At 70.2% G+C, this 13512-nt stretch carries 14 protein-coding genes; 3 read left to right on the top strand and 11 right to left on the bottom strand.

Annotation, left to right across the window (positions count from 1 at the left end; all coding sequences use genetic code 11):
* Position 1: 1 nt before the first annotated feature.
* From EDF18_RS06470 to EDF18_RS06450, 5 genes are all read right to left on the bottom strand, one after another.
* Positions 2–742: a 2,3-bisphosphoglycerate-dependent phosphoglycerate mutase gene (locus EDF18_RS06470; RefSeq protein WP_199732341.1), complete on the bottom strand. Its 741-nt coding sequence runs from the start codon at positions 740–742 to the stop codon at positions 2–4.
* A complete protein-coding gene (locus EDF18_RS06465; protein ID WP_158614627.1) occupies positions 739–1299 on the bottom strand; it encodes a universal stress protein in 561 nt (186 codons plus the stop codon). Before EDF18_RS06465 ends, EDF18_RS06470 begins: the two co-directional genes overlap by 4 nt.
* 118 nt (positions 1300–1417) lie before the next feature.
* Positions 1418–2248 carry a zinc-binding dehydrogenase gene (locus EDF18_RS06460; RefSeq protein ID WP_199732339.1) on the bottom strand — a complete coding sequence of 277 codons (831 nt, stop codon included), beginning with the start codon at positions 2246–2248 and terminating at the stop codon, positions 1418–1420.
* Between the two features lie 113 nt (positions 2249–2361).
* Positions 2362–2736, bottom strand: coding sequence for a VOC family protein (locus EDF18_RS06455; protein WP_123546887.1), 375 nt, complete (start codon positions 2734–2736; stop codon positions 2362–2364).
* A 98-nt stretch (positions 2737–2834) separates the two neighbouring features.
* Positions 2835–3530 carry a YafY family protein gene (locus tag EDF18_RS06450; protein ID WP_123546886.1) on the bottom strand — a complete coding sequence of 232 codons (696 nt, stop codon included), beginning with the start codon at positions 3528–3530 and terminating at the stop codon, positions 2835–2837.
* Positions 3531–3686: 156 nt separating this feature from the next.
* Here EDF18_RS06450 and EDF18_RS06445 point away from each other — a divergent pair, with 156 nt between their 5' ends.
* Positions 3687–3983, top strand: coding sequence for a YrhK family protein (locus EDF18_RS06445; RefSeq protein ID WP_123546885.1), 297 nt, complete (start codon positions 3687–3689; stop codon positions 3981–3983).
* Between the two features lie 119 nt (positions 3984–4102).
* Here EDF18_RS06445 and EDF18_RS06440 read toward each other — a convergent pair whose 3' ends face one another.
* Positions 4103–4678, bottom strand: coding sequence for a small multidrug efflux protein (locus tag EDF18_RS06440; protein ID WP_123546884.1), 576 nt, complete (start codon positions 4676–4678; stop codon positions 4103–4105).
* A gap of 163 nt (positions 4679–4841) precedes the next feature.
* Here EDF18_RS06440 and EDF18_RS06435 point away from each other — a divergent pair, with 163 nt between their 5' ends.
* Both EDF18_RS06435 and EDF18_RS06430 read left to right on the top strand, forming a co-directional pair.
* Complete coding sequence (locus EDF18_RS06435; protein WP_123546883.1) at positions 4842–6113, top strand: sensor histidine kinase; 1272 nt, start codon at positions 4842–4844, stop codon at positions 6111–6113.
* The gene (locus EDF18_RS06430; protein WP_123546882.1) at positions 6110–6760 is read left to right on the top strand and encodes a response regulator transcription factor; all 651 of its coding nucleotides are present in this window, start codon (positions 6110–6112) and stop codon (positions 6758–6760) included. The genes EDF18_RS06435 and EDF18_RS06430 overlap by 4 nt, the downstream gene beginning before the upstream one ends.
* A gap of 64 nt (positions 6761–6824) precedes the next feature.
* Here the strand turns inward: EDF18_RS06430 and EDF18_RS06425 are convergent, their stop codons facing one another.
* From EDF18_RS06425 to EDF18_RS06405, 5 genes are all read right to left on the bottom strand, one after another.
* Positions 6825–8018: a cytochrome P450 gene (locus tag EDF18_RS06425; RefSeq protein ID WP_233569003.1), complete on the bottom strand. Its 1194-nt coding sequence runs from the start codon at positions 8016–8018 to the stop codon at positions 6825–6827.
* A gap of 244 nt (positions 8019–8262) precedes the next feature.
* Positions 8263–10230 (bottom strand): glycoside hydrolase family 127 protein, encoded by a 1968-nt coding sequence (locus tag EDF18_RS06420; RefSeq protein WP_123546880.1) that lies wholly within the window; start codon positions 10228–10230, stop codon positions 8263–8265.
* Between the two features lie 59 nt (positions 10231–10289).
* Positions 10290–11051, bottom strand: a complete 762-nt coding sequence (locus EDF18_RS06415) for a carbohydrate ABC transporter permease (RefSeq protein WP_123547342.1) — start codon at positions 11049–11051, stop codon at positions 10290–10292.
* A gap of 116 nt (positions 11052–11167) precedes the next feature.
* A complete protein-coding gene (locus EDF18_RS06410; RefSeq protein ID WP_123546879.1) occupies positions 11168–12151 on the bottom strand; it encodes a carbohydrate ABC transporter permease in 984 nt (327 codons plus the stop codon).
* Positions 12152–12239: 88 nt separating this feature from the next.
* The gene (locus EDF18_RS06405) at positions 12240–13496 is read right to left on the bottom strand and encodes an extracellular solute-binding protein (protein WP_123546878.1); all 1257 of its coding nucleotides are present in this window, start codon (positions 13494–13496) and stop codon (positions 12240–12242) included.
* Between the last annotated feature and the right edge of the window lie 16 nt (positions 13497–13512).

Genomic DNA, 13512 nt, shown 5'->3' with positions numbered 1-13512 from the left:
GTCAGGTTCCTCCTTCGTGGGTGATGACCGCGGCGGCGAGGGCCGCCGCGGCCGGGTCGAGATACGTGCCGCCCCGCGTCAGCGGATGCCCATCGGAGGCGAGGTCGTACATCAGGGGGTGTCCGGTCGGGATGTTGAGCGCGGCGACCTCGAGCGGGGTCAACGCATCGAGCAGCAGGCAGAGCGCGCGGAGGCTGTTGCCATGGCCCACCACGAGCACGGTGCCGCCGGCGGTCCCGGCCTGGACCGCCTCGGTGACGGGGCGGACCCGGGCGATGACGTCGAGCAGGCTCTCGGCCCTGGTCCGGTTCTCGGGTTCCACATGACGGAGGGCATCCTGAGCCCACAGCTTCGCGAACAGCGCGTCAGAGGACGGCGGGGGCGGGGTCTCCAGGGAGCGCCGCCACAGGGTGAAGTCCTCCTCGCCGTCTGAGCGGCGAACATCCGCCTTGGTCCGTCCGGTCAGGTCGCCGTAATCGCGTTCCCGGAGTCGCACGTCGACGGTGACGGGCACGGGCCACCGGTTCTCGGCCACCATGATGCGGGCAGTCTCAGTTGCACGGGCCAGCGGTGAGCACAGGATCGACGCCGGGCGGAAACCCGCCTCGTCGAGCAGGTGTGCAGCACGGCGGGCCTCTTCCCGGCCTCCGGTCGTGAGGGGTGAGTCGGTGATACCGGTGAACAGCCCGTCGGCATTGGCCTGGCTTTCGCCATGTCGCACGAGGACGATCCGGGTCGTCACGGCCATGCCTCTGAGACCGGCACGACGAGGACCGGCACGAGCTGATGGTGCATGAGGAACGATGCCGTGGACCCGTGCAGTGCAGCCTTCAGGCCCGCGGCCGGACCGTTCGAGGATCCGACGACGATCATCACGGCGTGCGTGTCGGCGGCGACGCGGGCCAACGCCTTTCCGGGGTCACCGGCGAGGACACGGACGTCGACCGTGATCTGCACGTCGGTGCGGAGCCGGGCTACCGTCGCCTCGAGGGCAGATCTGTCCGCGACGACGTCGTCGTACTCGTCTGGGTCGAGGGGAACGGTCGCCCCTCGGCCGCTGCCGTCGTCGGGTTCAGCGGGGACGCGGGAGTCGTCGACCCGGACAACGACGAGTCGCGCCGACAGCCGGGCCGCGAACCGGGCGGCGGTCGAGAGAACGGTGTCGGTCGTTCGGGCATGTGCCCCAACGACGATGGTGTCGGTGGTCATCTGGTCTCCTATCTCGGTATCTGGGCACGCCAGTGGTTGAGATAGGGACTGTTGTCGACCTGAGTCGAGGTTGGTGACGGCGAGCCCCACCGCCGTGGCGTTTCCGCCACACTCAGTGAAGCACTGATCCGACCAAGCTGCACCTGCTGATACAACATTCTTTTCGACCAAGAAAAGGGTGTGTTCGCCTGTCCCGATAGGGGATCGGTCAGCGGGTCGCCCTGTCTCGTTCCTCGAGCGAGAGCAGCACCCTCCCGTGATGGCCGGCATCGACGTCGTCATGGGCGCGGGCGATCCGATGAAGAGGGAGGACTTCGCGTAGCGGGATGGTGAGGGCGCCCTCGTCGACGGCGGCCACGAGGTCGACCATCGCGGTCCGCTTGGCCTCGAGCGGGAGGTCATCGCTGCCGAGGAACCGGATGACCACGTCGGCGAAGAGCAGCGGCGGGAACGGAAGGGAAACCCTGTCGCCGTGAGCGAAGTAGGTCGCTGTGACGCCGTCGTCAGCGATCACGGCCGCGTCGAGGTCAGCGTTCGCGTCGAGGGCGACCTCGATGATGCGGTCTGCTCCTCCAGGGGCGATCCGGCGGATCGCGGCCACCGGGTCGCTGTCGAGAGCGACGACGTGGTCGACGGGGGTCAATTCGACACGGTCGAGGTCTGTGGACCGGCGGACCGTTCCGATGACGGTCGCACCCTGCCAGGAGGCGAGCTGTGCGGCGATGCCGCTGACCCCGCCGAGGACGCCCTGTACGAGCACGGTGAGTCCTTCGACGGGGCCGTCGGCGAACACGGCCCGGTGCGCGGTGATCCCCGGGATCCCGGGTGCCGCGGCGACGTCGTCGGAGACGGTGTCCGGCACAGGCACCACCAGGTGTTCCGGGGTGACGACGTACTCGGCTGCGGTGCCGAACGCGCGGTACGACTGCGCGCCGTACACGGCGACGCGGCTGCCCAGAAGGGCTGGATCTGCGCCCGCGCCTACCTGGTCCATTGTTCCTGCGCCGTCACTGTGCGGGATGACGAGTGGGACGGGCATGGCCGACCCCAGCCAGCCTTCACGCTTCTTCGTGTCTCCGGGGTCCACTCCCGAACGGGTGAGCCTCACCCGGACCTCGCCAGGTCCGGGCTCAGGTGACGGAGGCCCTCCGCCTAGTCGATGGTCGGCTTGCTGAACAGGTTGACGACGTTGCCGTCGGGATCGCGCACCAGCGCGGACCGGTTCCCCCATGGCATCGTGGTCGGTTCAAGGACGACGTCCTCATCCTTGGGCTGGAGCTCGGCGAACTCCCCGTCGACGTCAGCGACTTCGAACTCGATGAGCACGGATCGATCGGTCGCAGGGGCCAGTGCACCGTCGAGCACGGCGACGGTGGCTGTGCTGGCGATCGCGAGGTTCGCGCCGGGGCCGTTGAACTGGGCGAAGACCGGTGCGGGGCGCTCGGCTCGCTGGCCGGTGACCTGCTCGTAGAAGGCGACGAGGCCGTCGAGGTCGTCGGTGACGATGCGGATGGAGGCGAACGACATAGGGGTTCCTTCGGGCGGGCTGACGAGGTGTGGGCATCAGCTTCACCGGTCGGCGCGACAGCGTCCTGTCGGTGTTTCCAGAGATGACCGGCAGCGGATCAGTCGTCGATGACGGTTCGCAGCCGCCCGTAGGGAATCGCGAGGTCCTCTGCTCGCAGCGTTCGTCGCGGCGATGGTTCGTCGGTCACCTCGACGGAGAGCATCCGGTCTCCCCGGAACGCTCGCACCCCGTCCCGGAGCCGACACCACGCGACCAGGTACCACTGCCCGTCCTTCCCGATCGACCCCAACGGCTCGACGTCTCGTGTGGAGGCAGCGCCGCTGGCGTCCTGGTACCGAAGCCGCACGACACGGTCCGCACGGAGTGCCGCCGCGAACTCCGCCGGCACGACCGTGTCATCCTCGTCCTCCAGGAAGTGGACCCGGGAAGCGAGCGCACCGGCACGTGCAGCGTCGCCGTCCGGCATGACCGCGAGCACCTTCCGCGCGGCGGTCTGAGCGGACTGCCGGAACGGGCTGCGCCGAAGGGAACCGAGCCCGATCAGCACTGCAAGGGCCTCGTCCAGCGTGAATCCTGCTGGGCCGAGCGTGGCTGACGCGTCGATGACGTACCCACCGGTCCGGCCGGGCTCCGCCCAGATCGGCATGCCCGACTGCTGCAACGCAGCGAGGTCCCGCTCGATCGTGCGCACTGACACCTCGAACCGGTCCGCGAGACGACGCGCACTTCGTGGCCGCGGCGACACGGCACGCAACTCCTCCACGAGGCCGTAGAGCCGATCGGTCCTGTTCACTGTTCCATCATCCGACAGGTCGCTCTCTCGATCATGTCGGCAGCTCCGCCGCCGTCCCACAGACGATCGATGGCCGGGTCAGCTCGCGTCGGCCGCGGGTCGCACCCTGGAGCTGGTTTGCGTCGGCGGGTGAGGGCGCCGTGGTTGCATGGTTCGATGGCACCGAACGAGTCGTCGGACGACCGCACCCTGAGCTTCTCGCTCGGTCGCGATGAGATCGTGATCCGGCACAAGTACGAAGTCGCGAGCATCGTCAACGACATCATGGTCGCGGTGTGGTTCGTCGTCGGCAGCATCCTCTTCTTCTCCGAGTCGACTACGACCGCCGGCACCTGGTCGTTCCTCCTCGGAAGCGTCCAGCTGATGATCCGCCCTCTCATCCGGCTCGCCAGGCGCGTGCACCTCCAGCGCTCCGGGAGAGGTTCCCCCGGAGACGCCAGCGGAGACTTCTGACGGCCCCGGCCATCCGGTGCCTCCACGCTCTCGTTCGTCACCTCCGACCTCTCCGACGGAAGGCCCGACATCGGCTGACCGAGCGGGGCATCACCGACGGTCGTCCTGTGCGCGCCGTCTCATGCCACGGCGTGAGCGGCGCCTCCGACGACGACGCCGATGAGGGTGGACCACCCGGCGATGGCGAGTCCCTGCCAGAACAGCACCCGCGCCTTGCTCACCCCGGAGCTGGCGAGCAGGGTCGCGGTGAACTGGGTGGGCAGCAGGAGGGGGCCCAGCAGGCTCACGCCGGGAACGCCGTAGCGGACGAGCGCGTTCTGGAACTTAGCCCTGCGGGCAGACTTCCTGCCGCGCTCGTCGACCTCGGCGGTCTGGTCCAGAGTGGCCAGTGCGGTTCCCCCTCCGGCAGGGACACCGACAGCGGCCTCTCTCCGGCTCGCCGCTGCCCGGCGGCGCCGTGAGACGAGGGCCGACCGCGCCCTCGAGCTGGTCGTCACCAGCACGAAGACGCACAAGAAGTTGCCGACGGCGCCAGCAGTGATGGCGACGGCGGGGTGAAGGCCGCCGACGATGCCGATGGCTGCGGCGCCCTCGCCCTCGATGAACGGGACCGCGCCGGCGAGGGCCACGATGAGAGGCTGCAGGATCTCGGGCATCTGCGCCACCAGCTCCTGGAATCGTGTGATCAGGTCCATGACGGTCGCTCCTGTCGTTCTCGGGAGGGGCCTGGTCGACCTCTCCGCTGTGGTGACCAGTCCACGACACGGGCGACGTCACCGGCAGTGTCGGGCCGTCACTGGCGAAGGGGCGATGTACCCGTCGGACCCGTGACTTCTGTCACGGACCTATGGTGGGGCCATGACCGCTCCGGCCGACGCCCCCACCGTCGAGGCAGCGTCGTCCCCGCCGGTCTCCAGGGGCACGGCACGTGCCGTCACTGCGACCTGGTGGTACACCGTCGTCGCGCTCGTGCTCTTCGAACTGACCGTCGTGCTGGTCTGGGCGGCCACGCTCCTGCAGGCGGGCCTCGACCGAGGTGTCGTCCTCGCCGTCCTGGTCGGCGGTCTCGTCTGGATCCTCTCCACGGCTCCTCTGCTGCGTGCCTATCGGCACGGCGGAGGCGACGCCACGGCTCTCGACTGGCGCAGCACCCTCGTGCCGCTGGTCGTCGCCACTGCCTACGGCGTCACGGTGTGGTCTCTGTCCGGGCTCTGGGTGCTGCTGATCCTGCCTCTCGCCCAGTCCCTGCAGCTGCTCCACTGGCCCCGGTTCGTGCGCGCGCGGATGGTGTTGGCGGTCACGGCCCTGTTGGCGGGCGTCTTGGTCGTCGACGTCGCCACGGCCTTCTCCGAACCGCCGTTGTCAGCCCACGAAGACCCGTACGTCGCGGGTGTCTTCTCCGTTCTGCTGCCTCTGACCACGGTGCTGTCGCTCTGGTGGTGGGACGTGCTGATGGTGCTCGACCGTGCTCGCGTCTCCGAGGCGCGGCTCGCCGCGACCCAGGAGCGACTCGCCGTCGCCACTGACGTCCACGACCTCCAGGGACACCATCTGCAGGTCATCGCCCTGCAGCTCGAACTCGCCGAGAGACTGCTGCCGGACGACCGCGACGCCGCCCTCCATCAGCTGAGAGCCGCACGCCTCAGCGTCGACGAGGCCCGGCAGGGCACCCGCGATCTCGCGACCCGGTTCCGCACCGTCCCCCTTCCCGATGAACTCGCCAACGCTCGTGACCTGCTGCGCGCCGCCGGCCTCACGGTCGAGGCGGTCATCGACGTCGATGCCGACACCGCCCCGGCCTCGGTCTTCGGTCCCGTCATCCGCGAGACGACCACCAACGTCCTCCGACACGGCGGGGGGAGGCGAGCCCGCCTGGCCCTCACGCGTCTCGATGACGAGTGGCGGTACGAGATCAGCAACGACGTCCCCGCACCCCTGCCTCCCGCGACGGCACCGTCACCCGGTGACGCCGGGGCACCTCCTGAGCGCACGCGGCAGGGCACCGGGCTCGAAGGCACGGCCACGCGCGCGGGAGATGTCGGGGGATCGATGGAGGTCCGCGCGGCGGAGAACGACTTCACCGTGATCGTGACGGTTCCCGCAGAGGCGGCCGCGGGCGGGCCGCGATGAGCATCGACACGACTTCCGACGTCGCTGCTCCGGGCAGCTCCCGGCCCATCCGTGTCCTCCTCGCCGACGACGAGGCGATGATCCGCTCGGCGCTGGCCGCGCTGTTGCGCCTCGAGGGCGACATCGAGGTCATCGCCGAGTGCTCCGACGGTGAGCAAGCCGTCGCCGCGGCGGAGCGTCTTCACCCGGACATCTGCTTGCTCGATCTCGAGATGCCCGGCCTCGACGGAGTCCAAGTAGCGGAGCGGCTGCGACGCACCGTCACCGCTCGCTGCGTGGTGGTCACCCGACACGCCCGTCCCGGCGTGCTCCGCCGCGCACTCGCCGCGGGAGTAGCAGGATTCCTGCCGAAGAGCCGCGACGCGAAGGAGGTGGCCGCAGTCATCCGCCGGGTCGCCGCAGGAGCACGGTACGTCGACCCCGAGATCGCGGCCGACGCGCTGAGCGACGAACGCTGTCCCCTGACTGATCGCGAACGGGACGTGCTGAGGGTCGGGCGTCAGGGCCAGACGACCGCTCAGATCGCGCGCGAGCTCTCCCTCGCGCCGGGCACCGTGCGCAACCACGTCTCGGCCGTCCTCGCGAAGCTGTCCGTGCCGACTCGGCAGCAGGCAGTCCTGATGGCGCTCGAGCGCGGGTGGATCTAGATGTGACGTCAGCCGACGCCCGCCCTGCCCTCGGACGGCAGGGCGACGACGTCTCGTGGTGCTGTCAGTGGAACGGGCACCGGGACGGTGCCCCCGTGGCGCGTACGCGGCCGCCCGACGACGGCTTGGTCGGCAACCGTCGCCGGTCGACGCCGAGACCCTCGTCGAGGATCGCCAGGCGAGGGTCGCTGAGTGCCGCGACCGCGGCGGCGAGGCCTGCGATGGCGAGTTTCTCTCCGGGGCATCGGTGGCCGCCCGCGGGGTCCCCGCCCCCGTGAGGGACGAACGTCGAGATCGCCTCGTAGTCGTCGACGCCGACGAAACGTCCTGGGTCGAACTCGGAGGCGCGGTTCCACGACGCGTCGTCAGTGTCGGTGCCGAGGATGTCGAGCAGCACCCGCCCACCAGCAGTCAGACTCCGTCCGTCGATCTCGACGTCGTTGCGGGCCCAGCCAGGCAGCATCGGGACGAACGGCGCGGTCCGCCTGACCTCCTGCGCGAACGCGACGGCGAGCGGCCCACCGGTCAACGCTCCACGCTCGGTGGCTTCCGCGGCGATGCGACCCCGCCACTCGGGGTGGTCGTGCAGGGCCTTCGCGGCGAAGGCGACGAAGCGGGCCACCGCGATCATCGGGCGGATGCTGTTCTGCAGCTCGATCCCCGCCAGCTTCGCCGGCAGCAGCGCGCCGTCGGGGTCCCTGTGCCGAGCCCACTCGTCGAGGGCCGTCCCTGCCCCGGGCTCGAGAGCGCCGGCACGCGCCGCCTCGACGAGGCGGCGAGCGTGCCGATCTGACCAGGCCCGGTTCGCCGCTGCCAGCAGGTACTCCGGGGAGTAGGGCACACCGAAGCCGTCGACGATCTGCGCGAGACGGCTCGCCCAGCGCGTCCTGGCCGCTGAGGTCCCGGGCAGGCCCGCCCACCGCATGCTCGCGCGACCGAACGCTCCGACGGCTGCGTCGTAGGCGGAGCGTCGTCCCCCCGACAGCCAGGCATCGATCTCGTGGCGCCACTCGCGCTCGAGCAGGGGCGTCAGCCGGGCGACCTGTTCGTCTTCGTACGCGACGTCGAGGAACGTCGCCTTGCGGTGGCGGTGTTGCGCTCCGTCGAGGCTGTGCACGGACCCACGGCCGAACAGCGTCTGCTGGACGATCGCGGGCATGGCCCCGTGCCGGACGATGCGCCGCTCGTCGTAGAACAGCTCGACGGCCTCGGCGCCTCGGACCAGCAGCGCCTCCCGCCCGAGGAGGCGAAGTGGCACAGCCCGCGCGCCTGACCGTGTTCGTTCCCAGAGCCGTGCACCGAAACCGTACCCCCGGGTGAGCAGGGAGATCGAGTCGTCGCGAAGCGGGTTCGTCACGGGTGTCGAGCGGACCATGCGGCCATCGTGCCAGCCTTCACGAACTCGCGACCACACCACCTGTCAGAGCGGCAGTCACGTGGCCCTGCAAGCCGCCGCCCGGTCGATCGGCCGACAGCTCGTTCTCGTCCCGGGCGTCACCGTCTCAGGCCTCGAGATCGTCCGTGGGGAGCCACACGCGCATCGTCGACGGGCCTCGGTTGCCCCAGGCAGCGTAGGGCACGAGCGGCACGCTGCCGAGGGACAGGGCGGTGGCAGCGGCGCCGCCGTAGGGCCATCCGCTCGCGGGCGTGTGGCTTCGCGACAGCTCGACCCGCGCACCCGTCGACGTCGTGACCGGGTCGACGGTCGTGTCGACGAGCACGTCGTTGACGCTGCCGGAGGGCAGGTCGACCGATTCGAGCGCCAGCACGAGCGGTCCGCGCTGGACGGCGACCTGACCACGGACGGCGTCGATCGTCGGGGCCGCGCGGACCCACTCGGCCGTCGTCGGCAGCTCGAGCACGACGACGTCGCCCGCCGAGAAGCGGCGGCGGACGACGATCGTCGAGCCCCCGGCCTGCCTGACCTCCCCGTCCGGCAGGACCACCGTGACCGCGGAGTCGTCAGCCCACGAGGGGACACGGAGCGTGAGCTCCACCTCGCGGTCGACGTCGCCGCGCCACGTCACCTCGACGCGCCCGTCGAGGGGGTATCCGCTCGCGACCGACAGCGCCAGCGGCGTGCCGTCGTCGAGCACGGTGTCGACCTCGTAGCTGCCGTACTGGTGCAGCTGCACCCCGTCGCAGGTGCGGGTCGCGAAGTACTGTTCGACGCTGGCCAGGGTACGGGCCATGTTCGTGGGGCAGCACGACACCTCGAACCAGGGCGCGCGCAGGCTGGACAGGGCGCGGGCGTTCAGCTCGTCCTCGTCGGGCTCGGTGCCGAGCGTCCTCTGGTGCAGCGTGTTCGTGTAGAAGAACGCGCGACCGTCCTCTCGAGGCGAGGCGAGCACGACGTTGAGCAGTGTGCGCTCGATCAGGTCGGCGTACCGGGGATCGCCCTCCGCGAGCAGCAGCCGCCACGAGAACATCGTCGAGGCGATGCCGGCGCAGGTCTCGGAGTACGCGCGGTCCGGCGGCAGCTCGTCGTCGGCGCCGAAGGCCTCGTCCTGGTGGTGGGAGCCCATGCCGCCCGTGACGTACGTGCGGTGGGCGACCGTCGCCTCCCACTGTCGCCGGACGGCAGCGGCGAGCTCGTCGTCGCGCGTCTCGACGGCGACGTCGAGTGCGCCCGCGGCGAGGTAGAGGGCACGGACGGCGTGTCCGCGGAGCACGTCGGCGTCGCGCACCGGCACGTCGTCCTGGAAGTACTCGGAGCCGTACTCGATCTGGCCGAGCAGCCCGTGCCCGCGGCGGTCGACGAAGAGGCGGGCGAGCTCGATCCACCGGGGCTCGTCCACGGCGCGGCCGAGCTCGGCGAGCGCCACCTCGATCTCGGGGTGCCCGCAGATCGCGACGCGCCCCTCGGGGCCGAAGACCGTCCAGAGGTGCTCGGCGAGACGGCGACCGACCTCGACCAGACGGGGAGAGGAGGCGGTGCGCTCGGCGGCGACGACGGCCTGCAGCAGGTGGCCCATCGAGTACAGCTCGTGGCCCCACTCGAGGTCGCTCCACCTCGGTCGCTGCCAGGCGCGGCCGAAGCTCGTGTGGAGGTAGCCGTCGGCCTCCTGGGCCGCGGCCACGCGGTCGACGAGGGAGTCGTAGCGCGCCTGCAGGGCCGGGTCGTGCTCCCGCCCGAGCTCCCAGGCCATGCCCTCGAGGAGCTTGTAGACCTCGGAGTCGACGAACTCGATGCCGGAGTGCTCCCAGGGGGTGCCCGGGTCGCCGAGCCCGGCGGCAGCGCGGTCGAAGTTGGCCGTCCACCCGATGCGCTCCATCCAGTCCTCGCAGTGCCTCAGCACGACGTCGGCGTTCAGGGCCTGCTTCTCGGCCCAGAAGCCGTCGGTGAACCGGATCTCGGTCGCGTCGAGCGGCGTGAGGACGGAACGGGACGGATCGACCGGGCCGGCGAAGGGGCGGCTGTCGCCGAAGTCGGGGCGGGAGGCGCTGGTGCGCGGAGAAGTGGTGGTCACGATGTGCTCCAAGAAGAGAGGGGAAGCAGGAGGAGGTGGTGCCGAGGCCGACGTGCGGGTCAGTCCTTGACGGCGCCGGCCGTGACGCCCGCGGCGACGTAGCGCTGGGCGACGACGAGCAGCACCGTGGCGGGGATCGACGCGACGACGGCGGTCGCCATGATCGAGTTCCACTCCTGGTTGTTGTTGCCGATGTACCGGTAGATGCCGAGGGTGATGGTCTGGGCGTCTCCGCCGCTGTTGAGGGTCGACGAGAAGACGAAGTCCGACCACGCCCAGAGGAACGCGAACAGCCCCACGGTGACGGCCGAGTTGCGGCTGACCGGCAGCACCACCGACCGGAAGGTGCGCCAGGCACCCGCCCCGTCGAGCTTCGCGGCGCTCATCAGCTCGTCGGGGATGCCCCGCATGAAGGCCGTGAAGATCAGCACGCCGAAGGGCACGGCCAGGGTCGAGTCGGCGATGACGAGGCCCCACCAGTGGTTCAGGATGCCGAGGTTGAGGTAGATCGCGTAGAAGCCCATCGCCATGATCACCTGGGGGATCATCTGCGCGACGATCATCACGAAGCTCAGCGCGCCTCCTCCGACGGGTCGTAGCTTGGCCAGCGAGTACGCGGCCGGTGCTGCCAGGGCGATCGTGACGACGACGGTGCCGAGGCCGACCAGCAGGCTGGTGCCGAGGAAGGGCAGCTGCTCGCTCACGACGGCCCGGTAGCCGTCGAGCGTGGGGCTCGCGGGGAACCACGACGGCGGGCTCTGCCGCATCTGGGCGGTCGGCGTCAGCGACACGTTGATCATCCAGTAGATCGGGAACAGCATGATGGCGGTCAGCACGACCCCGATCACGGTGGTGGCGAGGCTGCGGCGACCGGCACGGCTCGAGGAGGCGCGGCGGGCGGCGGACGTGGGGGCCGCGGCGGGCCGGATGGTGACGCTCACGACTGGTCCTGCTTCCTCTGCACTCGCAGGTAGACGAATCCGCAGACGAGCGCCATGACGATCAGCAGGTTGCCGACCGCGGCTGCGGGTCCGAAGGAGGGGAGGGTCGAGCCGAAGCCGAGCTGGTACGACCAGATGGCGAAGGTGGTGGAGGCGTCGCCGGGCCCGCCGCGCGTCATGATCCAGATGATGTCGAAGACCTTGAGCGTGTAGACGAGGCCCAGCAGGATCGTGATGGCCGAGACCGGGCGCAGCAGGGGGAACGTGATGCGCCAGAAGACCTGCCAGGCGTTCGCGCCGTCGAGCGCCGCCGCCTCGTAGATGTCGCCGGGGATGTTCTGCAGCCCGCTGTAGAGGATGACGAGGTTGAACGGGATGCCGATCCAGATGTTGGCGATGATCACGCTGGTGAGTGCCCACTGCGGCGAGGTGAGCCAGTTGACCTGATCGCCGCCGAGCGTGCGGATGACGGAGTTGACGACGCCGCTCTCGCTGTTGAGCATCCACGACCAGGTGGAGGCGCTGACGATCAACGGGAGCAGCCACGGCACGAGGAACAGGGCCCTGAGGGTCGACGACAGCGGGAACTTCTGGAAGAAGAAGACCGCGAGGGCCATGCCGATCGTGAACTGGAACGCGATGGAGATGCCCGTGAACAGCAGGGTGTTCACCAACGCGGGCCCGAAGGTCGGGCTGGAGAAGACGTCCGCGAAGTTCTCGAGCCCGATGAAGGGCGCGGTGCCGTCGATGAACGACCGCACCGTGTAGTCGTGCGTCGAGAGGTCGACGTTGCGGACGAGCGGCCAGACGTAGAAGACGGCGAGGTAGGTGACGACCGGGGCGAGGAACGCCCAGGCGGTGAGTTGTGAGGCGCCGGGCCCACGGCGTCGCCGCCGGGCTCCGTCGCCGGGGAGGCCGGTGCGCGGGGCCGGCCTCCCTCCGGGCGGTGCCTGGCGACGTGCCATCGTGTCGGTGCTCATGGGGCTGCTCCTCGTCGTCGGGCGGTGTCCGGTGCGGTGGGTGGTGTCGCGGTGGGTGGTGCTGGTGGTGCTGGTGGCGCTGCGGTGGCTACTTCGTGGCGGACGCGGCGGCCTGCTGCGCCTCCTGCAGGGCGGCCTCGGGGTCGGACGACCCGCTCAAGCTGTTCTGCACGGCCTTCCAGAGCTGCTCCGAGATCTTCGGGTAGTCGGTGCCCAGGTCGTCGCTGGTGCGGCCCTTGGCGTCGGCGACCGCGGTGATCCACGGCTCGAGGTCGGGGTCGGTGGCGACCTGCTCTGCCTGGGCGTCCTTCGTGGGGGCCACGTAGGACAGCGTCGTGTCGGTCGCGACGAGGTTCTCGGTGCTCGTCAGGCACGACTGGATCTTCTCGCTGACCTCGTAGCGGGCGTCGTCGCTCTGCACCGGCACGGTCAGGAACTCGCCGCCGGTGGGTGCAGGGGCCGCGCCGCCGTCCTTCGAGGGGATCGAGATGATGCCGTAGTCGATGCCCGACTCCTTGACGCCGGCGAGCTGCCAGGTGCCGTTCTCGCTGAAGGCGTACTCGCCGGTCAGGAACTCTTGCCAGCTCGTCGTCTGCGTGTTGTTGATGACCGAGTTGGGGGCGTAGCCCTTCTCGACCCAGTCGGTCCAGAGGGCCAGCGCCGAGACGGCGTCGTCGGAGTCGAGCTCGGTGAGGTCGGCGCCCGAGCCCCAGTACCAGGGCAGGAACTGGAAGCTGCCTTCCTCCGTCCCGATGCCCGAGAAGGTGATGCCCTTGCCGCCGGAGGCGGAGACCGCCTCGAGGGCGGAGGTGAGGCTGTCCCAGTCGGTGACCGACGCGGGGTCGACGCCTGCGGCGTCGAGGACGGCCTTGTTGTAGTAGAGCGCGAGCGTGTTGGCGCCGATGGGGACGCCGTAGGTCTTCCCGTCGAGCTGGCCGGCGGCGAGGATGTTCGCCTCGATGTCGGAGGTGTCGGCCCCGGTCTCGTCGGTGTCCGTGAGCAGGCCCGCCTCGGCCAGGGTCGAGACGACCGGGTTGTCGACGAGCAGCAGGTCGGGTGAGTTGCCCTGCTGGCCGGCCAGCAGCGCCTTGCTGGTCAGGTCGGAGGTGTCGTACCCGGTGCGCTCGACGGTGACGCCCGCGTCGGTGCCGCACTTCTCGATGAGCTTCGCCCAGTCGCTCGAGTCGTCGAACTGGGGGTACGGGTCCCAGAACGTGTAGGTGCCCGAGGCGGCGTCGGACGAGCCGCCGCCTGCTCCGCCGGCACAGCCGGTCAGGGCGAGGGTCGCGGCGGCCAGGCCGACGACCGCGACGGCGGTGCGCTTGCTGCGGATGAACGAGATCACAGGAGGTTCCTCTCTG

Source organism: Frigoribacterium sp. PhB107 (genome assembly GCF_003751515.1).
In the GTDB taxonomy this organism is placed as follows: Bacteria; Actinomycetota; Actinomycetes; order Actinomycetales; family Microbacteriaceae; genus Frigoribacterium.
This window is presented reverse-complemented; position numbering and strand designations above follow the sequence as displayed.